This is a genomic window from Acidovorax sp. SDU_ACID1, assembly GCF_045291395.1.
In the GTDB taxonomy this organism is placed as follows: Bacteria; Pseudomonadota; Gammaproteobacteria; order Burkholderiales; family Burkholderiaceae_C; genus MR-S7.
This window is the reverse complement of record NZ_CP152342.1, coordinates 3,395,127-3,416,255: the sequence shown is the minus strand read 5'-3', so window position 1 is coordinate 3,416,255 and position 21,129 is coordinate 3,395,127. Positions and strand designations below refer to the sequence as shown.

Annotated in this window: 25 protein-coding genes and 1 tRNA gene; 10 read left to right on the top strand and 16 right to left on the bottom strand. The window is 69.7% G+C overall.

All coding sequences use genetic code 11. The features are described 5' to 3' along the window. Positions 1-47 precede the first annotated feature (47 nt). From aspS to AAG689_RS16765, 8 genes are all read left to right on the top strand, one after another. Positions 48-1,859 (top strand): aspartate--tRNA ligase, encoded by a 1,812-nt coding sequence (gene aspS / locus AAG689_RS16800; RefSeq protein ID WP_406622968.1) that lies wholly within the window; start codon positions 48-50, stop codon positions 1,857-1,859. 67 nt (positions 1,860-1,926) lie between these two features. After that, positions 1,927-2,379, top strand: coding sequence for a dihydroneopterin triphosphate diphosphatase (gene nudB, locus AAG689_RS16795; RefSeq protein WP_406622967.1), 453 nt, complete (start codon positions 1,927-1,929; stop codon positions 2,377-2,379). Beyond that, entirely contained in the window at positions 2,376-3,149 is a 774-nt protein-coding gene (locus AAG689_RS16790; RefSeq protein WP_020230589.1) for an endonuclease/exonuclease/phosphatase family protein, read from the top strand. The genes nudB and AAG689_RS16790 overlap by 4 nt, the downstream gene beginning before the upstream one ends. 3 nt (positions 3,150-3,152) lie before the next feature. After that, complete coding sequence (gene clsB / locus AAG689_RS16785; RefSeq protein WP_020230590.1) at positions 3,153-4,382, top strand: cardiolipin synthase ClsB; 1,230 nt, start codon at positions 3,153-3,155, stop codon at positions 4,380-4,382. 89 nt (positions 4,383-4,471) lie between these two features. Further along, positions 4,472-5,188, top strand: a complete 717-nt coding sequence (folE, locus tag AAG689_RS16780) for a GTP cyclohydrolase I (protein ID WP_406622966.1) — start codon at positions 4,472-4,474, stop codon at positions 5,186-5,188. Continuing rightward, positions 5,188-5,610: a BLUF domain-containing protein gene (locus AAG689_RS16775; RefSeq protein WP_020229597.1), complete on the top strand. Its 423-nt coding sequence runs from the start codon at positions 5,188-5,190 to the stop codon at positions 5,608-5,610. The genes folE and AAG689_RS16775 overlap by 1 nt, the downstream gene beginning before the upstream one ends. A gap of 64 nt (positions 5,611-5,674) precedes the next feature. Further along, on the top strand, positions 5,675-6,556 hold the full coding sequence (locus AAG689_RS16770) for an EamA family transporter (RefSeq protein WP_406622965.1): 882 nt from the start codon (positions 5,675-5,677) through the stop codon (positions 6,554-6,556). Further along, positions 6,553-7,374, top strand: a complete 822-nt coding sequence (locus tag AAG689_RS16765) for a DUF429 domain-containing protein (protein WP_406622964.1) — start codon at positions 6,553-6,555, stop codon at positions 7,372-7,374. The genes AAG689_RS16770 and AAG689_RS16765 overlap by 4 nt, the downstream gene beginning before the upstream one ends. On the opposite strand, the gene AAG689_RS16760 is transcribed toward AAG689_RS16765, so the two are convergent. Next, the gene (locus AAG689_RS16760) at positions 7,361-8,038 is read right to left on the bottom strand and encodes a hypothetical protein (RefSeq protein ID WP_406622963.1); all 678 of its coding nucleotides are present in this window, start codon (positions 8,036-8,038) and stop codon (positions 7,361-7,363) included. The genes AAG689_RS16765 and AAG689_RS16760 overlap by 14 nt on opposite strands. Positions 8,039-8,090: 52 nt before the next feature. Next, a complete protein-coding gene (locus tag AAG689_RS16755; protein WP_406622962.1) occupies positions 8,091-8,702 on the bottom strand; it encodes a hypothetical protein in 612 nt (203 codons plus the stop codon). An 82-nt stretch (positions 8,703-8,784) separates the two neighbouring features. On the opposite strand from AAG689_RS16755, the gene AAG689_RS16750 reads away from it, so the two are divergent. Further along, the gene (locus tag AAG689_RS16750) at positions 8,785-9,426 is read left to right on the top strand and encodes a LysE family translocator (RefSeq protein ID WP_406622961.1); all 642 of its coding nucleotides are present in this window, start codon (positions 8,785-8,787) and stop codon (positions 9,424-9,426) included. A 57-nt stretch (positions 9,427-9,483) separates the two neighbouring features. On the opposite strand, the gene AAG689_RS16745 is transcribed toward AAG689_RS16750, so the two are convergent. From AAG689_RS16745 to AAG689_RS16710, 8 genes are all read right to left on the bottom strand, one after another. Further along, entirely contained in the window at positions 9,484-10,887 is a 1,404-nt protein-coding gene (locus AAG689_RS16745) for an amidase (RefSeq protein WP_406622960.1), read from the bottom strand. Then, positions 10,884-12,377: an ABC transporter substrate-binding protein gene (locus AAG689_RS16740; protein ID WP_406622959.1), complete on the bottom strand. Its 1,494-nt coding sequence runs from the start codon at positions 12,375-12,377 to the stop codon at positions 10,884-10,886. The genes AAG689_RS16745 and AAG689_RS16740 overlap by 4 nt, the downstream gene beginning before the upstream one ends. A gap of 46 nt (positions 12,378-12,423) precedes the next feature. Continuing rightward, complete coding sequence (locus tag AAG689_RS16735; RefSeq protein ID WP_406622958.1) at positions 12,424-13,278, bottom strand: ATP-binding cassette domain-containing protein; 855 nt, start codon at positions 13,276-13,278, stop codon at positions 12,424-12,426. Then, positions 13,275-14,240: an ABC transporter ATP-binding protein gene (locus AAG689_RS16730; RefSeq protein ID WP_406622957.1), complete on the bottom strand. Its 966-nt coding sequence runs from the start codon at positions 14,238-14,240 to the stop codon at positions 13,275-13,277. The genes AAG689_RS16735 and AAG689_RS16730 overlap by 4 nt, the downstream gene beginning before the upstream one ends. Before the next feature lie 7 nt (positions 14,241-14,247). Continuing rightward, a complete protein-coding gene (locus AAG689_RS16725; RefSeq protein WP_406622956.1) occupies positions 14,248-14,733 on the bottom strand; it encodes a type II toxin-antitoxin system VapC family toxin in 486 nt (161 codons plus the stop codon). Beyond that, positions 14,730-14,993 carry a ribbon-helix-helix protein, CopG family gene (locus AAG689_RS16720; protein WP_406622955.1) on the bottom strand — a complete coding sequence of 88 codons (264 nt, stop codon included), beginning with the start codon at positions 14,991-14,993 and terminating at the stop codon, positions 14,730-14,732. Before AAG689_RS16720 ends, AAG689_RS16725 begins: the two co-directional genes overlap by 4 nt. A gap of 64 nt (positions 14,994-15,057) precedes the next feature. Then, positions 15,058-15,873, bottom strand: a complete 816-nt coding sequence (locus tag AAG689_RS16715; RefSeq protein WP_406622954.1) for an ABC transporter permease — start codon at positions 15,871-15,873, stop codon at positions 15,058-15,060. Then, a complete protein-coding gene (locus AAG689_RS16710) occupies positions 15,870-16,820 on the bottom strand; it encodes an ABC transporter permease (protein ID WP_406622953.1) in 951 nt (316 codons plus the stop codon). Before AAG689_RS16710 ends, AAG689_RS16715 begins: the two co-directional genes overlap by 4 nt. A 96-nt stretch (positions 16,821-16,916) precedes the next feature. Here AAG689_RS16710 and AAG689_RS16705 point away from each other — a divergent pair, with 96 nt between their 5' ends. Further along, a complete protein-coding gene (locus AAG689_RS16705; RefSeq protein ID WP_020229583.1) occupies positions 16,917-17,174 on the top strand; it encodes a YfhL family 4Fe-4S dicluster ferredoxin in 258 nt (85 codons plus the stop codon). 79 nt (positions 17,175-17,253) lie between these two features. Here the strand turns inward: AAG689_RS16705 and pth are convergent, their stop codons facing one another. From pth to AAG689_RS16675, 6 genes are all read right to left on the bottom strand, one after another. Beyond that, complete coding sequence (gene pth, locus AAG689_RS16700; protein ID WP_406622952.1) at positions 17,254-17,865, bottom strand: aminoacyl-tRNA hydrolase; 612 nt, start codon at positions 17,863-17,865, stop codon at positions 17,254-17,256. Positions 17,866-17,938: 73 nt separating this feature from the next. Then, positions 17,939-18,571: a 50S ribosomal protein L25/general stress protein Ctc gene (locus AAG689_RS16695; protein ID WP_020229542.1), complete on the bottom strand. Its 633-nt coding sequence runs from the start codon at positions 18,569-18,571 to the stop codon at positions 17,939-17,941. A 100-nt stretch (positions 18,572-18,671) separates the two neighbouring features. Further along, on the bottom strand, positions 18,672-19,634 hold the full coding sequence (locus AAG689_RS16690) for a ribose-phosphate pyrophosphokinase (protein ID WP_406622951.1): 963 nt from the start codon (positions 19,632-19,634) through the stop codon (positions 18,672-18,674). Positions 19,635-19,687: 53 nt separating this feature from the next. Further along, positions 19,688-19,764, bottom strand: a tRNA-Gln gene (locus AAG689_RS16685). A gap of 23 nt (positions 19,765-19,787) precedes the next feature. Further along, the gene (gene ispE / locus AAG689_RS16680; RefSeq protein WP_406622950.1) at positions 19,788-20,654 is read right to left on the bottom strand and encodes a 4-(cytidine 5'-diphospho)-2-C-methyl-D-erythritol kinase; all 867 of its coding nucleotides are present in this window, start codon (positions 20,652-20,654) and stop codon (positions 19,788-19,790) included. Positions 20,655-20,656: 2 nt separating this feature from the next. After that, a complete protein-coding gene (locus AAG689_RS16675; protein WP_406626359.1) occupies positions 20,657-21,121 on the bottom strand; it encodes an outer membrane lipoprotein LolB in 465 nt (154 codons plus the stop codon). Between the last annotated feature and the right edge of the window lie 8 nt (positions 21,122-21,129).

The window sequence follows — 21,129 nt, the reverse complement described above, 5'->3', positions numbered from 1 at the left end:
ATACACCCCTATCGACGCGCTCCACGAGAGCGCAGGAAGACTGATCCATGGCCATGCGTTCCCACTATTGCGGTCTTGTGACCGAAGCCCTCCTGGGCCAAACCGTCACCCTGTGCGGCTGGGTGAACCGCCGCCGCGACCACGGTGGCGTGATCTTCATCGATCTGCGCGACCGCGAAGGCTACGTGCAGGTGGTGTGCGACCCCGACCGCCCCGACATGTTCAAGACCGCCGAGGACGTGCGCAATGAGTTCTGCGTGCAGGTGGTGGGCCTGGTGCGCGCGCGTCCCGAGGGCACGACCAACGATGGCTTGGCCAGCGGCAAGATCGAGGTGCTGTGCCAGCAACTCGACGTGCTCAACCCCTCCGTCACGCCGCCGTTCCAGATGGACGACGACAACCTGTCGGAAACCACGCGCCTCACGCACCGCGTGATGGATCTGCGCCGCCCCCACATGCAGCGCAACATGATGCTGCGCTACAAGACCGCCATCCAGGTGCGCAACTTCCTGGACAAGGAAGGCTTCATCGACATCGAGACGCCCATGCTGGGCAAGAGCACGCCCGAGGGCGCGCGCGACTACCTCGTTCCCAGCCGCGTGCACGACGGCCAGTTCTTCGCGCTGCCCCAGTCGCCCCAGCTCTACAAGCAGATGCTGATGGTGGCCGGCTACGACCGCTACTACCAGATCACCAAGTGCTTCCGCGACGAGGACCTGCGCGCCGACCGCCAGCCCGAGTTCACGCAGATCGACTGCGAGACCTCCTTCCTGAATGAAGAGGAAATCCGTGCCATCTTCCAGCGCATGATCACCGAGGTGTTCAAGGCGCAGTTGGGCGTGGACCTGGGGGAATTCCCTATCATGACCTACCACGACGCTGCGCACCGCTTCGGCTCCGACAAGCCCGACCTGCGCGTGAAGCTCGAATTCACCGAGCTGACCGATGTGATGAAGGACGTGGATTTCAAGGTGTTCTCCGGTGCAGCCAACATGAAGGGCGGCCGCGTGGTCGCGCTGCGCGTGCCCAGCGGCTCGGCCGAGAACGGCGGCATCAGCCGCGGCGAGATCGACGCCTACACCGAGTTCGTGAAGATCTATGGTGCCAAGGGCCTCGCCTACATCCGTGTGAACGACCTCGCCAAGGGCCGTGACGGGCTTCAATCGCCCATCGTCAAGAACATCCACGATGCGGCGCTGGCCGAAGTGCTCAAGCGCTCCGGCGCGCAGAACGGCGACCTGATCTTTTTCGGCGCCGACAAGGAAAAGATCGTCAACGACGCCATCGGCGCGCTGCGCCTGAAGATCGGCCACAGCGAGTTCGGCAAGAAGAACGGCCTGTTCGAGAACCGCTGGGCGCCCCTGTGGGTGGTGGACTTCCCTATGTTCGAACACGACGAGGAAGAAGACCGCTGGGTGGCCGTGCACCACCCCTTCACCAGCCCGAAGGACGGCCACGAAGACCTGATGGACACCGACCCCGGCAAGTGCATCGCCAAGGCCTACGACATGGTCCTGAACGGCTGGGAGCTGGGCGGTGGCTCGGTGCGTATCCACCGCGCCGAGGTGCAGAGCAAGGTGTTCAGCGCCCTCAAGATCAACCCGGAGGACGCGCGCGCCAAGTTCGGCTACCTGCTCGACGCGCTGCAGTACGGCGCGCCCCCGCACGGCGGCCTGGCCTTCGGCCTGGACCGCCTCATTACGCTGATGACCGGCGCCGAGTCGATCCGCGACGTGATCGCCTTCCCCAAGACCCAGCGCGCGCAGGACCTGCTCACCCAGGCGCCTTCGCCCGTGGACGAGAAGCAGTTGCGCGAGCTGCACATCCGCCTGCGCAACCCGGTACCCGCTGCGGGCTGAGGACGCTCCGCGGAACCGCACAACGGCAGGAACGGAGACGCTCCTGCCGTTTTTCCTTGCCACGGCGATGTACAAGATTCCCGAATCCGTGCTGGTGGTGGTGCACACCGCGCAGCTCGACGTGCTCCTGATCCGCCGCGCGGACTCGGCCGTGGATTTCTGGCAGTCCGTCACCGGCAGCAAGGACCATCCCGACGAGGACTGGCACGCCACCGCCGCGCGCGAGGCGGCCGAGGAAACCGGCCTGCGCGCCGACGCGCCCGGCTGCCGGCTCACCGACTGGGGCCTGGAGAACGTCTACACCATCTACCCCCAGTGGCTGCACCGCTACGCGCCCGGCGTGACGCGCAATACCGAGCGCGTCTTCGGCCTGCAGGTTCCCCCGGATGCGCCCGTGGTCTTGAATCCGCGCGAACACACGGCATATGCTTGGATGGACTGGCGTGCCGCGGCCGACCGCTGCTACTCGCCCTCCAACGCCGAGGCCATCCTCTGGCTCCCCCGACTCGTACACCGATGACTGCCGCCGCCACACCCATCGAACTGCCCCACGAGCACTCCGGCATCCTGCGCGTGGCCACCTACAACATCCACAAGGGTGTGCAGGGCCTGGGGCCTGCGCGCCGCCTGGAGATCCACAACCTGGGCCTGGCCGTGGAGCAGCTCGACGCAGACATCGTCTGCCTGCAGGAAGTGCGCAAGCTCAACCGGCGCGAGGCGCTGTACTTCGACCGCTGGCCCGAGGTGCCGCAGGCCGACTATCTGGCGCCCGAGGGCTACGAGGCCGTCTACCGCACCAACGCCTACACGCGCGATGGCGAGCACGGCAACGCGCTGCTCACCCGCTGGCCCGTGATCGGGCACCAGCACGAGGACATCTCCGACCACCGCTTCGAGCAGCGCGGCCTGTTGCACGTGGAGGTGGACGTGCAGGGCAAGCGCGTGCACGCCATCGTGGTGCACCTGGGCCTGATCGCCGGCAGCCGCCTGCGCCAGGTGGCGCAGCTGCAGCGCTTCATCGCGCGCGAGGTGCCCGACGACGCGCCGCTCGTCGTCGCGGGCGACTTCAACGACTGGGGCCTGCAGATCAAGCGCATGCTGGCCGGCTTCGGCCTCTTCGAGTACGACGAGGCGCACCAGTCCTTCACCTATCCGGCGCGGCTGCCCATGGTGCAGCTCGACCACGTCTACGTGCGCGGCCTCACGCCGCTGTCGCTGCACGTGCCGCGCGGGCGCATCTGGTGGCGCATGTCCGACCACCTGCCGCTGATCGCGGAATTCCGCCTGTAGGCGATGGCGCGCCGCCGCCAGCCCCGCTACGCCGGGACCGACCACCAGATCCAGCTGCTGCAGGGCACGCAGGAGTTCTTCCCGGCGCTCATCGCCGAGATGGACGCCGCGCTGTCCGACATCCAGTTCGAGACCTACATCTTCGACTGCACGGGCTCCGGCGCCGACGTGGCCGAGGCGCTCATCCGCGCCGCCCTGCGCGGCGTGCGCGTGCACCTGGCGGTGGACGGCGTGGGCACGGGGCGCCTGCCGCAGCCTTGGGGCCAGCGCATGGCCGAGGCCGGCGTGCGCGTGCAGGTGTACTCGCCGCTGGGCCCCCTGGGCCTGCTGCTGCCCAAGCGCTGGCGCCGCCTGCACCGCAAGCTCTGCGCGGTGGACGGGCGGGTGCTGTTCTGCGGCGGCATCAACGTGCTCGACGACTTCCACGACCCCCACCATGGGCAGCTGCAAGCGCCGCGCTTCGACTTCGCCGTGCGCGTGCAGGGCACGCTGGTGCGCCACGCCAGCGAGACCATGGAGCAGCTCTGGTGGCGCATGCTGGCCGTGCGCGACGCGCGCCGCCGGCGCCTGTCCATGGCGCTGGCCGACCTGCGCGTGGCCCACGCGGCGCAGATCGAGGCACGCCTGGCCGAAAACGCCGGCCGGCGCATGCGCGCCGCGCTGGTACTGCGCGACAACGTGCGCCACCGCGGCCGCATCGAGCGCGCCTACCGCCGCGCGATCGGCAACGCGCGCCACGAGATCATCATCGCCAACGCCTACTTCGTGCCCGGCGGCAAGCTGCGCCGCGCGCTGGTGCTGGCCGCGCGCCGCGGCGTGCGCGTGCGCCTGCTGCTGCAGGGGCGCTACGAATACTTCATGCAGTACCATGCCGCGCGGCCGGTCTACGGCGCGCTGCTGGCCGCCGGCGTGGAGATCCACGAATACGCCCCCAGCTTCCTGCACGCCAAGGTGGCGGTGATCGACGCCCAGGGCGACCGCCCCTGGGCCACCGTGGGCTCCAGCAACCTCGACCCGCTGTCGCTGCTGCTGGCGCGCGAGGCCAATGTGGTGGTGCGCGACGCCGCCTTCGCCCGGGAGCTGCGCGAGCGCCTGTCGCAGGCCATGGACAGCGGCGGCGGCCCGCTGGACGCGGCCCGCTATGCCAGCCGTCCCTGGCGCGTGCGCGTGCTCGACCGCATCGCCTTCGGCATCATGCGCGCGGCGCTGTGGGTGACGGGCAATCGCTATTGAATATGTAGCTGCCTGCGCTTGATGCATAAGCGCTGGGGGCAAAAATCACCCATAGAGAAGCCGGCCGTATTCGCTGGTACCATGCCGGCATGTCTTCCGAACCGAACGCCCACGTGCCCGACGAGGGCACGCCCGTCTCCGTCAAGATCCGTGAGCGCTTGAACGCGGCCCGCAAGCGCTTCCATGCGAACGACAACATCGCCGAGTTCATCCAGCCGGGCGAGCTGGAGCAACTGCTCGACGAGGTGGAGTCCAAGATGCAGGGCGTGCTGGATGCCATGGTCATCGACACGGCCGGCGACCACAACACGCGCAGCACCGCGCGGCGGGTGGCGAAGATGTACCTGAACGAGGTGTTCAAGGGCCGCTACGTGCAGCCGCCCGCGATCACCGAGTTTCCGAACGCCGAGCACCTGAACGAGCTGATGATCGTCGGCCCCATCACCGTGCGCAGCGCCTGCAGCCACCACTTCTGCCCGGTGATCGGCAAGATCTGGATTGGCATCCTGCCCAACGAGCACACCAACGTGATCGGGCTGTCGAAGTATGCGCGGCTGGTGGACTGGGTGATGGGCCGCCCGCAGATCCAGGAAGAAGCCGTGGTGCAGCTGGCCGACCTCATCATGGAGAAGACCCAGCCCGACGGCCTGGCCGTGGTGATGGAGGCGAGCCATTTCTGCATGTCCTGGCGCGGGGTGCGCGAGATGGACAGCAAGATGATCAACTCCGTGATGCGCGGCGTGTTCCTCAAGGACCCGGCGCTGCGACGCGAATTTCTCTCACTCATACCCGGAAGGAATGGATGATGCTCGTGCGCCTGCTTTACGTCAGCCGTGCCGTGGACACTTCGCCCGCGGCCATCGAGGCCATCCTTGCGGAAGGCCGTGAACACAACCCCGCCTGCGGCATCACCGGCGTGCTGTGCTACGGCGGCGGCATCTTCCTGCAGGCTATCGAAGGCGGGCGCTCGGCCGTGAGCCGGCTGTACGCCAGCATCCAGAAGGACGTGCGGCACAAGGACGTGGAGCTGCTGCACTTCGAGGAGATCGACGAGCGGCGCTTCTCCGGCTGGTCCATGGGCCAGGTGAACCTGGCCAAGCTCAACCATTCCATCGTGCTCAAGTATTCGGAGCGGCCCGAGCTGGACCCGTACGCTGTGTCCGGCCGCGTGTCGTTCGCGCTGTTGGAGGAGCTCATGGCCACGGCTTCGATCATCGGCAGGGCCTGATTCCCGCTGCACCTTCTGCTGCCAGGGCGCCGCTGCGGCGCCCTTTTCCTTTCGTGACCTCCCGATGTCCCTCAACGCGTTCGCCCTCATCATCCTGGCCGGCCTGATCCACGCGGGCTGGAACATCGCCGCCAAGAAGGCGGGTGGCGACGCGCGCTTCGCGTTCTTCACCTCGACGCTGATGGCGGTGGTCTGGGCGCCGCTGGGCTGGTGGATGGGGCGCGACGCCGTGCCGCTCTGGGGCACGCGCGAGTGGGGCATCGTGGTGTTCAGCGGCGTGCTGCACGTGCTGTATTACGTGATATTGCTGCGCGGCTACCGCAAGGCCGACCTGACGGTGGTCTACCCGCTCGCGCGCGGCACGGGGCCGCTGCTGTCGTCGCTGGTGGCCGTGACGCTGCTGGGCGAGCAGTTGTCGGCGCTGGGCGCCGTGGGCATCGCGGGCGTGGTGGGCGGCGTGTTCCTGATCGCCGGCGGGCCGGGCCTGCTGCGCGCGGCGCACGATCCGCAGGCGCGCCGGCGCGTGCGCAAGGGCATGCTCTACGGCGTGCTGACCGGCGTGTTCATCGCCAGCTATACGGTGGTGGACGGCTATGCGGTCAAGTTCATGCTGCTCTCGCCCATCCTCGTGGACTACATGGGCAACTTCGTGCGCGTGGCGGTGCTGGCACCCGTGGCCCTGCGCGACCGTGCGGAGCTGGCGCGGCTGTGGGCCGTGCAGTGGCGCTTCGCGCTGCTGGTGGCCGCCGTGAGCCCCATCGCCTACGTGCTGGTGCTCTACGCCATGCAGGAGGCGCCCATGGCCCACGTGGCCCCCGCGCGCGAGGTGTCCATGCTGTTCGCTGCGCTCATCGGTGGGCACTTGCTGGGCGAGGGCGACCGCGCCGCGCGCATCGCCGGCGCGCTGCTGATCGCGGCAGGCGTGGCGGCGCTGGCATTGGGATGATGCTCGCCGGCTGCGACTTCTCAAGCAGCCCGGGGCCGCGCAAGCCCATCGTGCTGGCGCTGGGGGAGTTGCAGGGCGCGCAGGTGGTGCTGCACGGACTGCAGCGCTTCGGCACCCTGCAGGCATGGGGCGAGTGGCTGCGCCAGCCGGGCGACTGGGTAGGCGGCTTCGATTTGCCGTTCGGCCTGCCGCGCGAACTGGTGGCGGCGCTGGGCTGGCCGCTGGCGTGGGAGGACTGCATGCAGCACTACCGCGCGCTCACGCGTGCGCAGATCCGCGCGGCGTTCGCCGCGTTCTGCGCCGCGCGTCCCGTGGGCGCCAAGTTCGCCCACCGCGCAACCGACGGGCCCGCGGGCTCCAGCCCCTCGATGAAATGGGTCAACCCGCCCGTGGCTTACATGCTCCATGCAGGCGTGCCCCTGCTGCTGGATGCAGGCGTGCACCTGCCGGGCCTGCACGGCGGCGACCCGCGCCGCGTGGCGCTGGAAGCCTACCCCGGCCTGCTGGCGCGCGAGCTGGTCGGCCGGCGCAGCTACAAGAGCGACGACCGCCAGCGCCGGACCCCCGAGCGGCTGGCTGCGCGCGCCGACATCCTGGATGGCCTGGAACACGGCGCCACGCGCCTGGGCCTGGCACTGGTGGCGGCGCAGCCGCTGCGCGAAACCCTGCTGCACGATGCCAGCGGCGACAGCCTGGATGCCGTGCTGTGCATGGTGCAGGCCGGCTGGGCGCTGCAGCGGCAGCAGCAGGGCGATGCGCGCTACGGCCTGCCGGCGGACCTGGATCCGCTGGAGGGCTGGATCGTCACGGCGCAGTGACCTCCACCCACCCGTCGCCCCAGCGCAGGTCGGCGCCGCCATGGCGCGCCAGGTGCTGCAGCGCGGCGCCGTCCAGCGGCGGCATGCCCTGCGCCTGCGGCGCGGGCAGGGATTGCTCGGCCAGCCCCTGATGGGCCAGCCCCTCGGCCTGCACGCGCAGGGCGTTTGCCTGGTCCGGCACGGGGCCGATGCGGATGCAGGCGGGCGCTGCGGGCGCCTCCGCCAGGAGGTGAACCGCACCCAGCAGCAGGCACAGCAGGAGGTGCTGGGCGACGGGCGTGTCGGGCAGGGTGTCGCCGTCCGCCAGCTCCACCGCCAGGCCGCGCAGGGCCAGCAGCGGCTGCGCCCACTGCTGCGCCAGCTGCGCCGTGGCGCGCAGCGGTGCGCTGGCGGGCGGGGCCTGCAGGTCCCAGTGGCGCAGGCGCCGGGCGCTGTCGGTCAGGCTGGCGAGATGGGTTTCGAGCTGCTCCACGCGCTCCACCGCCTGCGCGGGCGGCAGTTCGCCGTCGGCCAGGCGCCGCTTGAGCACCGTGGTGCCCATGCGCATCACGGACAAGGGGGCGGCCAGGTCGTGGCGCACGGCGGGCATGGCGCGCGCCAGCACCGCGTGCTGCACGCCCAGCGCAATCCAGGCGGAGGAGGAAGGGAGGTCGGGCATTGTCATGGCGCTGTGCGCATTGGAACGCCGCAAGGCGCGTTGCGGGGTAGGACGCGGACTACTGCCGCGCGCCCGTCAGCGCCATGTAGGCCGAGCGGGTCTCCGGCGAGACCGAGGCCACGATCTGCGCATGGGCCGTCTGGTGGCGCGCCATCACGCGGGCGGAGGCCACGGCTTTGGATTTGCAGAACCAGTGGCAGGTGTGCTGCATCAGCAGCAGCTCGGCGGTCATGGTGAAAGCCTTGTCGCGCGGGGCCAGGCCCGCCTCGTTGCGCGACACGCGGGCAATGCCGCGCGCGTGCAGGGCCAGGGCGTCGCGCATGTCGAACGATGCGCCGGAAAAGAGCTGCAGCGCGAACGGCAGGCCCAGCGGCAGCTGGCTCACGCGCGCCAGCGGCGCGGGCACGCGCCGGAAGTCGGCCACCAGGCGCTCGAACTGCTCGCACAGCTGCGCCTCGCTGCCTTCCAGCATGTGCAGCACCTGGGCGCGGCGCTCGGCGTCCTGCTCGCCCATGGCGCGCAGATAGCCCTGGATGAGCGTCTCCATGAGCCGTTCGATCTGGTAGGGCTGCAGGTGGCGGCCCAGCAGCGCGATGCGCCGGTGCTGCTGCTGGGTGTTGAGCATGTAGGCGCCGGTGGCGGCCAGCGCCACCAGGAGGAAGAAGTCCATTGCGAAGCGATCCGTGGAAGCCGGCGGATGTGCCGGCGCAGGCCTGGGATTGTGCGGCCAACCGGGGGGCACAATGCGTGCCATGCCTTCCACCGAAACCCTCGCCGCGTTCTTCGGCGTCTCCGTCATCCTGGGTCTCACGCCCGGGCCCGACAACCTCTTCGTGCTGCTGCAGTCCGCGCAGCGCGGCTGGCGCGCGGGCATGTGCGTGGTGCTGGGCCTGTGCCTGGGGCTCGTCGGACACACGGCGGCGGTGGCGCTGGGGCTGGCGGCGGTGTTCGCGGCTTCCAGCACGGCGTTCACGGTGCTCAAGTTCGCAGGCGCGGCCTACCTGGCCTGGCTGGCCTGGGGCGCCCTGCGCGCGCCGGCTGGCACACCGGGCGCGCCGCAGGCTGCCAACGCCGGCCAGGGCCGCGGCAGCGCGTTGCGCATGGTGGGGCGCGGGGTGGTGATGAACCTCACCAATCCCAAGGTGCTGATCTTCTTCCTGGCCTTCCTGCCCCAGTTCGCCGATCCGGCGCGCGGCGGCATGGCGCAGCAGATCATGGTGCTGGGCGTGGTGTTCATGCTGGCCACGCTGTTGGTGTTCGGCGCGATCGCCTGCTTCTCGGGTGCGTTCGGCACGCTGCTGCTGCGCTCGGCCCGCGCCCAGCGGCTGCTGAACCGCGTGGCCGGCGTGGTGTTCCTGGGGCTGGCCGTGCGGCTGGCCACGGCGCAGCGCTGACGCTTCAGGTTTGATAGCTGCTAGCGCTTGCTGGATAAGCGCTGGAGCCGTTTTTACTCATATTGACGCTGCGGGAGGCAGGGGCCAAGGCCGCTGCGGCCCGCGCATCTGCTCGAACGCATGGGCCACCTGCAGCACGCCCAGGTCGTCGAAGCGCCGGCCCGCGATCTGCAGGCCGATGGGCAGGCCGCCAGCCGTGTAGCCGCAGTTGACCGAGGCGGCGGGTTGCTCCGACATGTTGAACGACACGGTGAAGGCGATGTGCTCCAGCGGGCGCAGCGGGTCATTGGTGGGCGAGGGCAGCTCGGCCGGGAACGCGGGGATGGGCGCGACGGGCGAGAGCACGTAGTCGAATGGCGCGCAGGCGCGCACGGTGGCCACGCGCGTGGCGTGGAACTGCTGGCTGGCGTCGAACACCTGCGCTCCGTCCAAGGCGGCGGCGCTCGCGGCCCAGTCGCGGATGAAGGGCAGCACCTGGGCCTGCCGTTCGGGCGCGAGCGTGCGCAGGTCCATGTGCGAGCGCATGCGCCAGAAGTGGTCCATGCCGTCGAGCATCTGCCGCGTGAGGAAGGGGCGCATGGGCACGACGATGGCGCCCGCCTGCTCGAAGAGGCGCGCGGCGGATGCGACGGCGGCACGCACCTCGGGGTCGGTGGGCAGGCCGCAGCCCGCGTCGAGCAGCAGGCCCACGCGAAGCCCTTGCAGGCTGCGTTCGGCGTAGCGTTCCCACGCAATGGGCTCGGGCGGCAGGCTCATGCTGTCGCGTGCATCGGGCTGGCTCAGCACCTGCATCATGAGCGCCGCATCGGCCGCGCTGCGCGTCATGGGGCCGGCGGCGCGGCCGGTGTAGGGTGGGTCGATGGGCACGCGGCCCAGGCTGGGCTTGAGGCCGAAGACCCCGCACCAGCCCGCGGGCAGGCGGATGGAGCCGCCGATGTCGGTGCCCAGGTGCAGCGGCCCGTAGCCCGCGGCGGCGGCGGCGCCCGCGCCCGCGCTCGACCCGCCGGGCGTCTTGCCCAGGTCCCACGGGTTGCGCGCGAGCTGGTGGAACGACGACAGGCCCGAGGAGAGCATGCCGTAGTCGGGCATGGTGGTCTTGCAGACGATGACGGCGCCGGCCTCGCGCAGCCGCGCGGCGGGCGGCGCGTCGGCCGCAGCGGGCAGCAGTTCGGCGGCGGCGGTGCCCAGCGGCGTGGGATCGCCCTGGGTGGCGATGTTGTCCTTGACGGTGGCGGGCACGCCGTCCAGCGGGCCGCAGGGCGCGCCGCGCAGCCAGCGCGCCTCGCTGGCGCGGGCCTGGGCCAGGGCGGCCTCGGGGCGCAGCAGCCAGGTGGCGGCGATGTGCGGCTCCCAGCGCGCGATGTGGTCGAGCAGCGCCTGCGTGACTTCGACGGGAGAGAGGCTGCGCGCGCGATAGGCGGCGAGCAGTTCGCGGGCGGAGAGGTCGTGCAATGCGTTCATGCCCAGGACATGGTGGAGAGGTCGTTGACGAACACCGGCATGTCCTTCCACAGCCCGCGCAGGTTCTTGTTGGCGACGGTGACCCACTGCGGCTGGTAGAGGAAGGCGTGCGCCGCGTCCTCGGCCAGCAGGCGCTGTGCATCGCCCAGCAGGCGCGCGCGGTCGGCGGGGCGGGTGGTGGTCTTGATCTTGTCGTAGAGCTGGTCGAACTTCTCGGAGCGGTAGCCCCAGTAGTAGTCGGGCTTGGCGAAGTTCTCCAGGTCGAAGGGTTCGACGTGGGAGATCAGCGTCAGGTCGTAGTTCTTGTTGCCGTAGGTGCCTGAGAGCCACTGCGCCCATTCCACGTTCTGCAGCTTGGCGGTGATGCCCACCTTGGCGAGTTGCGCGGCGATCACCTCGCCGCCCTGGCGCGCGTAGGGCGCGGGCGGCAGCGTCATGGTGAGCGTGAGCGGCAGCTTCACGCCGGCCTCGGCCAGGAGCTTCTTGGCTTTTTCCACGTCGTAGGGGTTGATGCCGGTGGTGTCCACGTAGCCGAAGGCGCCGGGCACGTAGTGGCTGCCGATGGGCACGCCCAGCCCGTCGGCCGCACCCTGGATGACGGCCTTGCGGTCGATGGCGGCGGCGATGGCGCGGCGCACGCGCACATCATGAAGGGGCTTGCGTGCGTTGTTGATCGCCAGGATGGTCTTGGCGCGCGAGCCGCTCACGATGACCTGGAAGCGCGGGTTGCCCTTGAATTGCGCCATGCTGCGCGGCGTGACGCGCGGGAAGGCGTCCACGTCGCCCGCGAGCAGCGCGGCTACCTGGGCCGCGGGGTCGGGGATGAAGCGGAACGTGGCGCGCCGGATCTTGACCTGCGCCGCCTGGCGCCAGCCGGGCCACGCTGTGAGCGAGATGGACGCGCCGCGGCTCCATGCCGTGAGCTTGTAGGGGCCCGTGCCCACGGGCTTGGCGGCGTTGGTGTCGGCGCTCTTGGGCTCGACGATGACGGCCGTGGCCTGGCCCAGCAGGAACAGCAGGTCGGGGTCGATGTCCTTGTTGATGACCACCACGGTGTAGTCGTCCACCACCTGGGTGCTCAGGTTGGCGAAGGTGCGCTTGTCCTTGTTGGTGCTCTTGGCGGCGCCCGCGCGGTCCAGGGAGAACTTGACGGCCGCGGCGTTGAAGGGCTCGTTGTTGTGGAAGGTGATGCCGCGGCGCAGCTTGAAGGTGTAGGTCTTGAGGTCGGGCGAGACTTCCCAGCTCTCGGCCAGTAGGGGCGAGACACTGCCGTCGGCGTTGATCTTGGTCAGCGTCTCGTAGATGTTGTAGAGCGTGACCTCGGCGATGGACGAGGCCGCGCCGGCCGTGGGGTCCAGGCCCGGGGGCTCCAGCACCAGCGCCAGCGTGACGCTGTCCTTCTTGCCCTGCTGCGCCAGCGCGTGCAGGGGCACGGCCAGCGCGGTGGCGGCCAGGGCGCCGGAGGCGAGGGCTGAGCGGCGGGTGAACATGGGGGTCTCCTCCTTATATGGAATGTGTATGGCTGTGCCCTTTTTACTACAGGAGGCGCGGTACCGCCGCCACCAGCGCTCGCGTATAGGGATGCTCCGGATGGCTGAACAGCGCCTGCGGCGCGCCGCGCTCCACCACCGTGCCCTGGTGCATCACCAGCACCTCGTCGCACAGGTGGCCGACCACCGCGAGGTCATGGCTGATGAGCAGGTAGCTGAGCCCCAGGCGCTCCTGCAGGTCCTGCATCAGGTTGAGCACCTGGGCCTGCACGGAAACGTCGAGCGCGCTCACCGGCTCGTCGGCCACGATGAGGCGCGGGCGGGTGATGAGCGCGCGGGCGATGGCGATGCGCTGGCGCTGGCCGCCGGAGAATTCGTGCGGGTACTTGTGCGCGTCGCCCGCGCGCAGGCCCACCTGGGCCAGCGCCTCGGCCGCGCACTCGCGCTGCTCTGCGCGCGGGGCCAGGCCCAGGGCCTGCAGCGGCTCGGCCACGATGCGCTCCACCGTGTGGCGCGGGTCCAGGGAGCCGTAGGGGTCCTGGAACACCATCTGGAAATCGCGCCGTGCGGCGCGCAGCGCAGGCGCCGGCAGCCGGTGCAGGTCGCGGCCCAGCAGCTCCACGGTGCCGCGGCTGGGCGTGTCCAGCGCCATCACCAGCCGCGCCAGCGTGGACTTGCCCGAGCCCGATTCGCCCACGACGCCCAGGCTGCGCCCGGCGGCCAGGTCGAAATCCACGCCGCGCAGCGCATGAAGCACGGGGCGCGGCCCGAGGAGCCGCGTGCGCGGCAGCGGGTAGCTGCGCTCCAGGCCGCGCACGCGCAGCAGGGGAGGGTCAGCATCAAATTGGCCTCCAGCGCTTGCTGGACAAGCGTAAGCAGCTATGAAATCGGTAGTGCTCATGCGGCGTGGCCGTCCAGGCGGATGCAGCGCGCCGTGTGGCCCGGGCCCAGCGCCACGGCGGGCGGCAGGGCCGTGCGGCAGGCGTCGATGGTGAGGGCGCAGCGCCCGGCGAAGGGGCAGCCGGCCGGCAGGTCGGCCAGCTCGGGCACGGTGCCGGCGATGGTGGGCAGGCGCGTGCCCCGTGCGGCGCCCAGGCGCGGGCGCGCGGCGAACAGCCCCCGCGTGTAGGGATGGGCCTGCGCGGTGAACACGGCGCGCGTGGGGCCGCTTTCGACCACCGTGCCGCCGTACATGACCAGCGTGCGCTGCACGGTCTGTGCGATCACGCCCAGGTCGTGCGACACCAGGATCAGCGCCATGCCGCGCTCGGCCACCAGCGCGGCGATCAGGTCGAGGATCTGGCGCTGCAGCGTCACGTCCAGCGCCGTGGTGGGTTCGTCGGCGATCAGCAGGTCGGGCCCGCAGGCCAGCGCCATGGCGATGGTGATGCGCTGGCGCTGCCCGCCCGAGAACTGGTGCGGGTAGGCGCCCCAGCGCTGGGCCGCCTGCGCGATGCCCACGCGCTCCAGCAGCGCGATGGCTTCGGCGCGTGCCTGCCGGGCCGTCAGGCCCTGGTGCAGGCGCAGCGGCTCGGCCACCTGGCGGCCGATGGGGTGCACGGGGTTGAGGGCGGTCATGGGCTCCTGGAAGACCATGGCGATGCGGTTGCCGCGCAGGCGGCAGAGCTGCGCGTCGGGCTGGCCCAGCAGCTCCTGGCCATCGAAACGGATGCTGCCCGTGGCCTGCGCGCCCTCGGGCAGCAGGCCCATGAGCGCCAGGGCAGTGAGCGACTTGCCGCAGCCCGACTCGCCGATCAGCCCCAGCGTCTCGCCGCGCGCGAGCGCGATGTCCAGCCCGCGCACGGCCTCGGCCCTGCCGCGCCGCGTGGGCACGGTGATGCGTAGGTTGTCGACGCGCAGCATCAGGCTCTCAGGAACGGAGCAGATTGACCAGCGGGCGGCCCCGCATGTCGCGGTAGATGTCGAAGTCGGCATCGATGCTCAGGATGCGGCGCAGGCCCAGGCGCTCGGCAGCCTCGGCGATGGAGGCGTCGGCCAGGTCCAGCGGCAGGCTGGCGAAGCGCTGCGCGATGCGGCGCATCTGCGCCAGGCCGGCCTCGCCGGGCACATCGACGCACAGCGCGCCGCGCTCCACCCACAGCAGGAAGTCGAGCGCCGCCTGGTTGTGCACGCGCCGTACCAGCAGCGCGCAGACCTCGGTCAGCACCGGCCAGGTGCTGACCAGGGCTGCGTCGGGGTTCGCCTTCAGCCACGAGACGACCGGCGCGTGCCAGTCGTCGGCGGCGTTGAACAGGGCCAGCAGCGGGCCGCTGTCCACCAGCACCTGCCCGCGCGGGGGCATTGCTCTCGTCGCCCAGGGCGCGGGCGGCTCGGCGATGTGGCGCGCGTCGCTCATCGGCCGGCGCGGCGCGCGTGCTTCTGTTCCCACGCATCGCCTGCGTGGGTGCGGCGGGCGCTTGCCAGATCGGCCGGGCCGGCATGGCGGCCGAACAGGTCGGCCCCCAGCGACCAGGCCGACGCGGGCGCGGCGGGCACGCTGGCCAGATAGGCCGCCAGCGCGTCGCGCATCACCTCGCTGATGCCGCGGCCCGCGGCGGCGCAGTGCTGGCGCAGCGACTGTTCCAGATCGGGCGGGAGTTTGACGGTGGTGGTCATGGCATGGCCTCCTTGGTAATAATGCGAGTATTACCTTTGAACGACGTTTTGGCAAGCGGCCGTTCTACCGCTGCATCCTCGGGTCGAGCAGGTCGCGCAGCCCGTCCCCCAGCAGGTTCAATCCCAGCACGGCCAGCGCGATGGCGGCGCCGGGCCACACCGCCAGCAGCGGCGCCTGGAACATAAGCGTCTGCGCCTCGGCCAGCATGCGGCCCCACGAGGGCTGGGGCGGCTGCGTACCCAGGCCCAGGTACGACAGGGCCGCCTCGGCCAGGATGGCGAGCGCGAACTGCACCGTGGCCTGCACGATGAGCAGTGGCGCGATGTTGGGCAGCACGTGGTCCAGGGTGATGCGCCATGCGCCCTTGCCGCAGGCGCGCGCGGCCAGCACGTAGTCGCGCGCCCAGACGGACGTGGCCGCCGCGCGCGTGACCCGCGCGAACGTGGGCACGTAGAAGATGCCGATGGCGACCATGGCGTTCACCATGCCCGGGCCGAATACGGCCGTGAGCATGATGGCCAGCAGCAGCGCAGGGAAGGCGAAGGTGAAGTCCGCCAGGCGCATCACGGCTTCCTCCACCCAGCCGCGCCGCGCTGCCGCCAGCAGCCCGAGGGCCGTGCCCAGCACCAGGCCGATGCCCACCGCGACCACGCCCACCAACAGCGAGGCGCGCGCGCCCACCAGCAGCAGCGAGGTCACGTTGCGGCCATAGGCGTCCGTGCCCAGCCAATGGCCGGGGCCGGGGGGCTGCAGGGCGGCATCCATGTCGATCTCGTAGGGAGGCCAGGGCGTCCAGGCCAGCGAGAGTGCGGCAGCGATCAGCAGCGCCAGCGTGAGCGCGGCGCCGACGGCGAAGCTGCGGTGGCGCAGCACGGTCATGCGCGCGTGGCCTTCACGCGCGGGTCGATGGCCGCGTAGAGCAGGTCCACCACGAAGTTCACGACCACCACCATGGCGGCCAGCAGCATCACGCAGTTACGCACCACCACGAGGTCGCGGTTGGCGATGGACTGGAAGATCAGCCGGCCCAGGCCGGGAAGGTAGAAGACGTTTTCCACCACGATGGTGCCGGCCAGCAGGTTGGCGAACTGCAGGCCCATCACGGTGACCACGGGGATCATGGCGTTGCGCAGCACGTGGCACCAGAGCACGGCACGGCGCGTGAGCCCCTTGGCGCGCGCGGTGCGCACGAAGTCCTCGCGCAGCACATCCAGCACGGCCGAGCGCGTGATGCGCGCCAGGATCGCCCCCTGCACCACGGCCAGCGCCACGGCGGGCAGCAGCAGCGACTGGAGGGCGGGGAGCACGCCCTCGCCCCAGCCCGGAAAGCCCCCGGCCGAGAACCATTGCAGCTTCACCGAGAACACCAGGATGAGCAGGATGGCGAACCAGAAGTTCGGGATGGCGATGCCGATCTGCGCCAGCCCCATCACGCCCACGTCGCCCAGGCGGTTGTGGCGCGATGCCGCATAGACGCCCGCCGCCAGCGCCAGGGCCGAGGCCAGCACCATGGCCAGCAGCGCCAGGGGAACGGTCAGCGCCAGCCGCTCCAGGATGAGGCCGAGCACGGGCGTGCTGTAGGCGTGGCTGTCGCCCAGGTCGCCCGTGAGCAGGCCGGCCAGCCACTGGCCGTAGCGCTGCCAGGCCGGCTGGTCCAGCCCGAGCTGCACGGCCAGCGCGGCCACGGCCTCGGGCGCGGCGTCCGGCCCCAGCAGCACTTCGGCCGCATTGCCGGGCAGGATTTCCAGCACCACGAACACGACCAGGGACGCGCCCAGCAGTGTCAGGAGGAAGGTGAACAGCCGTTGCAGGAGGAACAGGGGCATAGGGCGAGCGCGAGCATAGCGGCAAAACCCGCGGGGCCTTCGCGGCAGGCGGATAATCCGGCCCATGCCCGCCCTTCAGTCCCCCGGAGGCCTGCCATGGCGCTGATGATCACCGAGGAGTGCATCAACTGCGACGTGTGCGAGCCCGAGTGCCCCAACCAGGCCATCCACCTGGGCGAGGTGCACTACGACATCGATCCTGCGAAGTGCACCGAATGCGTGGGCCACTTCGACGAGCCGCAGTGCGTGGCGATCTGCCCCGTGGCCTGCATCCCCGTGGATCCCGCGCACACGGAAAGCCGCGAGACGCTGTGGCAGAAGTTCCACCGGCTGCAGGCCGTGCCGTCGGCCTGAAGTTTCAAGTCTTTTTGGTCTCTGGCGCTTACTGGGTAAGCGCAAGCAGCTATCAAAACAGGAGTAAACCTGCGGCGCTTTAGGGTGGCGCGGCAGGGCGGGGCGGCTTGGGGCGCGGCGGCTTGGTGGTGTGAACGAGCTGCATGGCCTTGTCCATGTCGCCGGCCAGCAGGGCCGGGCAGGCCTTGAGCGAGTGGGCGATGCTGTCCTCGATCAGCGTGCGCTGGTCGGGCGCGGGCTTCTTGAGCACCCAGTTCGCCACTTCGGCCTTCGCGCCGGGATGGCCGATGCCGATGCGCAGGCGCCAGTAGTCGCTGCTGCCGAGCTGGGCGTGGATGTCGCGCAGCCCGTTGTGGCCGCCGTGGCTGCCGCCACGCTTGAGCTTGACCTGGCCGGGGGCGAAGTCCAGCTCGTCGTGCACCACCAGGATCTCCTCGGGGGCGATCTTGAAGAAGCGCGCCAGCGCCGCCACCGACTTGCCCGACAGGTTCATGAACGTCTGCGGCTGCAGCAGCCAGACGCTCTGCCCCGCGACACTGGTGCGCGCCACGAGGCCATGGTAGGCGCGCTCGGGCGCGGGCATGACCTTGAGTTCGCGCGCCAGCGCGTCCACCCACCAGAAGCCTGCGTTGTGGCGCGTGCTCTCGTACTCCGGCCCGGGATTGCCCAAGCCTACAAACAATCTGATCATGTGCGCGATTATCCTGGGCCGAAAAAACAAACGGCCCGCGCAGGGGCGGGCCGTCGGCTAGGGGCGAAGCGGATTACTTCTTGCCCTTCTTGGCGGGAGCTGCTGCAGGAGCGGCCTCGCCTTCGGCAGGTGCCGGAGCCTCGGCGGCCGGGGCCACCACGGACACCAGCACGGGGTTGGTCTGGCTGCCACGGATCACGGCAGAGACGCCCTTGGGCAGCTTGATGTCCTTGAGGTGCAGGGACACGTTCTTCTGCAGGTTGCTCAGGTCCACGTTGATGAACTCGGGCAGGTCCGAAGGCATGCAGCTCACGTTCAGCTCGGTCACCACGGGGGTCACCAGGCACTTGTCCACCTTCACGGCGGGCGACTCTTCAGCGCCGCTGTAGTGGAGCGGCACCTTCATGTGCAGCTTGGTCTTGGCGTCCACGCGCTGGAAGTCCACGTGCAGCACCAACTGCTTGAAGGGGTGGTACTGCACGTCGCGCAGCAGCACCTTGGTGGTCTGGCCGTTGATTTCCATGTCCAGCACGCTGGAGTGGAACGCTTCCTTCTTCAGGGCGTGCCACAGGGCGTTGTGGTCCAGCTCGATCTGCTGGGGTTCGGCGGCGCCGCCGTAAACGATGCCGGGGGTCTTGCCGGAAATGCGCAGGCGGCGGCTCGCACCCGTACCTTGCTTGGCGCGCTCAAAAGCGACGAATTGCATGGATTTACTCCTGTTGGGGCCGGCCGCGACCAGCCTGGCCCATCGTTGAAAAAGACCCCATGCCCGAAAGGGCGTGGGGCCTGCTTGTCGTTCCGGAAGCTCAGGCTTCCGAGAACAGGCTCATCACCGACTCGCCCTTGGCGATGCGCTGGATCGTCTCGCCGATCAGCGGCGCCACGGAGAGCTGGCGAATCTTGGAACACCCCTTGGCGGCATCGCTCAAGGGAATGGTGTTGGTCACGACCACTTCGTCGAGCGCCGAGCCCTGGGCGATGCGCTCGATGGCGGGACCGGAAAAGATGGGGTGCGTGCAGTAGGCGTAGACGTTCTTGGCGCCGCGCTCCTTGAGCACCTCGGCGGCCTTCACCAGCGTGCCGGCGGTGTCGATCATGTCGTCCATGATCACGCAGTTGCGGCCCTCGATGTCGCCGATCACGTGCATCACTTCGGACACGTTGGCCTTGGGGCGGCGCTTGTCGATGATGGCAAGGTCCGTGCCGAGCTGCTTGGCCAGCGCGCGGGCGCGCACCACGCCGCCCACGTCGGGGGAAACGACGATCAGGTTCTCGTACTTCTTCTGGTTCAGGTCGCCCAGCAGCACCGGCGAGGCGTAGATGTTGTCCACCGGAATGTCGAAGAAGCCCTGGATCTGGTCGGCGTGCAGGTCCATGGTCAGCACGCGGGCCACGCCCACGGCCTGCAGCATGTTGGCGACGACCTTCGCCGAGATCGGCACGCGCGTGGAGCGCGGGCGGCGGTCCTGGCGGGCGTAGCCGAAGTAGGGGATCACGGCGCTGATGCGTTCGGCCGAGGCGCGCTTGAGCGCATCGACCATGATCAGCAGTTCCATCAAATTCTCGTTGGTCGGCGCGCAGGTGGATTGCACGACGAACACGTCGCGGGCACGCACGTTCTGCTTGATCTCGACGGTGACTTCGCCGTCGGAGAAACGCCCCACGTCGACAGCGCCGAGCGAGGTGCCCAGGTGCTGGACGATCTCAGCAGCCAAGCCAGGGTTGGCGTTGCCCGTGAAAACCATGAAATCGGGGGAATTGGCTTGCATGAGCGACTCGGCAGTCTGGCTGGTATTAGACCCCGTGGGGGAAATAAGAAATTTGGCAGGGGAGGAAGGACTCGAACCCTCGCATGCCGGAATCAAAATCCGGTGCCTTAACCAACTTGGCGACTCCCCTACACGGGTCGACCGTGGACACGGTCAACCGTATATTTCTTCATCTGCGGCCCAATCCGCGAGCGGATGAACCTTCAGATTTTCACACACTTTGACTTGCCATGCGGCGGGCGCATCGTGCAGGTCAACTGCGTGTGTGATTTGCGCAAACACTGCACTTCCAGAGCCTGTCATCCGCCCTTGCAACCCTTTCGACGCAAGCCACTGAACGGCTTGATCGACCTCGGGGCACAAGGCCTGAGCGACCGACTGCAGGTCGTTTTTACCGAATCGGTAGTGTGCTGCAGCAAAGCCTGAGATTGTAGCACAGCCTGAGTCGCGTTTAAGGAGAGGATTCGAAAAAATCGCTTTCGTATCCAGGCCCGCTGCGGGCTTGACCACTGCGAAGTGCGCATGTGGCGGTTGGTGCTCCAACTCAAGAGGCGAGATTATGTCACCGATTCCTTCCACCCAGGCGTTTTGGCCACGCAAAAAGAACGGCACGTCGGCGCCCAGCGACAGGCCGATGGCTTCCAGCCGCGCGCGCGGCAGATGCAGCTCCCAGAGCCGGTTGAGCGCCAGCAGCGTGCTGGCCGCATCGGAGGAACCGCCGCCCATGCCGGCTTGCGCGGGAACGCGCTTGTGCACGCCGATGTGTGCACCCAGCGTGCACCCCGTGGCCGCCTGCAGCGCGCGCGCCGCGCGCACACTCAGGTCGTCGGCGGGCAGGGCCTGCGTCAGGTCCTCGCGGCTGACGCGGCCGTCGGCACGCCGCTCGAAGTGCAGGGTGTCGCACCAGTCGATGAGCATGAACACCGACTGCAGCAGGTGGTAGCCATCGGCACGGCGGCCGGTGATGTGCAGGAACAGGTTGAGTTTGGCCGGCGCCGGCACGTCGTACAGCGCGTGCATGGTCACAGGCTCAGGATGATGCGCAGGACGGCCTGCGGCGCAGGCGTGTGGCGCGTGGCCGCCAGCCGGCCCTGGTCGAGTGCGCTCAGGTCCGCCTGCCAGCCGGTGGCCTGCACGGCTTCTCCCTTGAGCCAGCCGAACAGCGCGGCGATGGGCAATTCGCTGCCCGTGAGCTCTTGCGTGAGGGCCTGCAGCGACGAGGATTCCCGGCGCTCCTGCCCCTGGACCAGCAATGCGCGGCCGGGGGCCCACTCCAGCAGGGCGAGCGTGCTGCCCAAGGGGGTGAACAGAAGCAGTTCGCCGCGCTCGGGGTTGCCCTTGAGTTCGAAGCCCGCGCTGAAGGACTGCGCCGCCGCGTCGTCCACCTGCAGCGCCAGCCGGCCGCTCCAATGGTCGGATGCCCCCTCGGCGGGGCGGGGCGGCTGCGCGCATGCCGCCAGCAGCAGGCAGGCCAGACCCGTGGCCATCGACCGGC

Coding starts and splice junctions, on each gene's coding strand:
- AAG689_RS16750 (WP_406622961.1), top strand. CDS start 8,785: ATGCCTTCCACCGAAACCCTCGCCGCGTTCTTCGGCGTCTCCGTCATC.
- AAG689_RS16770 (WP_406622965.1), top strand. CDS start 5,675: ATGTCCCTCAACGCGTTCGCCCTCATCATCCTGGCCGGCCTGATCCAC.
- AAG689_RS16705 (WP_020229583.1), top strand. CDS start 16,917: ATGGCGCTGATGATCACCGAGGAGTGCATCAACTGCGACGTGTGCGAG.
- nudB (WP_406622967.1), top strand. CDS start 1,927: ATGTACAAGATTCCCGAATCCGTGCTGGTGGTGGTGCACACCGCGCAG.
- pth (WP_406622952.1), bottom strand. CDS start 17,865: ATGATCAGATTGTTTGTAGGCTTGGGCAATCCCGGGCCGGAGTACGAG.
- AAG689_RS16720 (WP_406622955.1), bottom strand. CDS start 14,993: ATGACCACCACCGTCAAACTCCCGCCCGATCTGGAACAGTCGCTGCGC.
- AAG689_RS16710 (WP_406622953.1), bottom strand. CDS start 16,820: ATGCCCCTGTTCCTCCTGCAACGGCTGTTCACCTTCCTCCTGACACTG.
- ispE (WP_406622950.1), bottom strand. CDS start 20,654: ATGCACGCGCTGTACGACGTGCCGGCGCCGGCCAAACTCAACCTGTTC.
- AAG689_RS16690 (WP_406622951.1), bottom strand. CDS start 19,634: ATGCAAGCCAATTCCCCCGATTTCATGGTTTTCACGGGCAACGCCAAC.
- AAG689_RS16725 (WP_406622956.1), bottom strand. CDS start 14,733: ATGAGCGACGCGCGCCACATCGCCGAGCCGCCCGCGCCCTGGGCGACG.
- AAG689_RS16740 (WP_406622959.1), bottom strand. CDS start 12,377: ATGTTCACCCGCCGCTCAGCCCTCGCCTCCGGCGCCCTGGCCGCCACC.
- aspS (WP_406622968.1), top strand. CDS start 48: ATGGCCATGCGTTCCCACTATTGCGGTCTTGTGACCGAAGCCCTCCTG.
- AAG689_RS16715 (WP_406622954.1), bottom strand. CDS start 15,873: ATGACCGTGCTGCGCCACCGCAGCTTCGCCGTCGGCGCCGCGCTCACG.
- AAG689_RS16695 (WP_020229542.1), bottom strand. CDS start 18,571: ATGCAATTCGTCGCTTTTGAGCGCGCCAAGCAAGGTACGGGTGCGAGC.
- AAG689_RS16755 (WP_406622962.1), bottom strand. CDS start 8,702: ATGGACTTCTTCCTCCTGGTGGCGCTGGCCGCCACCGGCGCCTACATG.
- AAG689_RS16765 (WP_406622964.1), top strand. CDS start 6,553: ATGATGCTCGCCGGCTGCGACTTCTCAAGCAGCCCGGGGCCGCGCAAG.
- AAG689_RS16735 (WP_406622958.1), bottom strand. CDS start 13,278: ATGAGCACTACCGATTTCATAGCTGCTTACGCTTGTCCAGCAAGCGCT.
- AAG689_RS16745 (WP_406622960.1), bottom strand. CDS start 10,887: ATGAACGCATTGCACGACCTCTCCGCCCGCGAACTGCTCGCCGCCTAT.
- AAG689_RS16790 (WP_020230589.1), top strand. CDS start 2,376: ATGACTGCCGCCGCCACACCCATCGAACTGCCCCACGAGCACTCCGGC.
- AAG689_RS16675 (WP_406626359.1), bottom strand. CDS start 21,121: ATGGCCACGGGTCTGGCCTGCCTGCTGCTGGCGGCATGCGCGCAGCCG.
- AAG689_RS16760 (WP_406622963.1), bottom strand. CDS start 8,038: ATGACAATGCCCGACCTCCCTTCCTCCTCCGCCTGGATTGCGCTGGGC.
- clsB (WP_020230590.1), top strand. CDS start 3,153: ATGGCGCGCCGCCGCCAGCCCCGCTACGCCGGGACCGACCACCAGATC.
- AAG689_RS16775 (WP_020229597.1), top strand. CDS start 5,188: ATGCTCGTGCGCCTGCTTTACGTCAGCCGTGCCGTGGACACTTCGCCC.
- AAG689_RS16730 (WP_406622957.1), bottom strand. CDS start 14,240: ATGCTGCGCGTCGACAACCTACGCATCACCGTGCCCACGCGGCGCGGC.
- folE (WP_406622966.1), top strand. CDS start 4,472: ATGTCTTCCGAACCGAACGCCCACGTGCCCGACGAGGGCACGCCCGTC.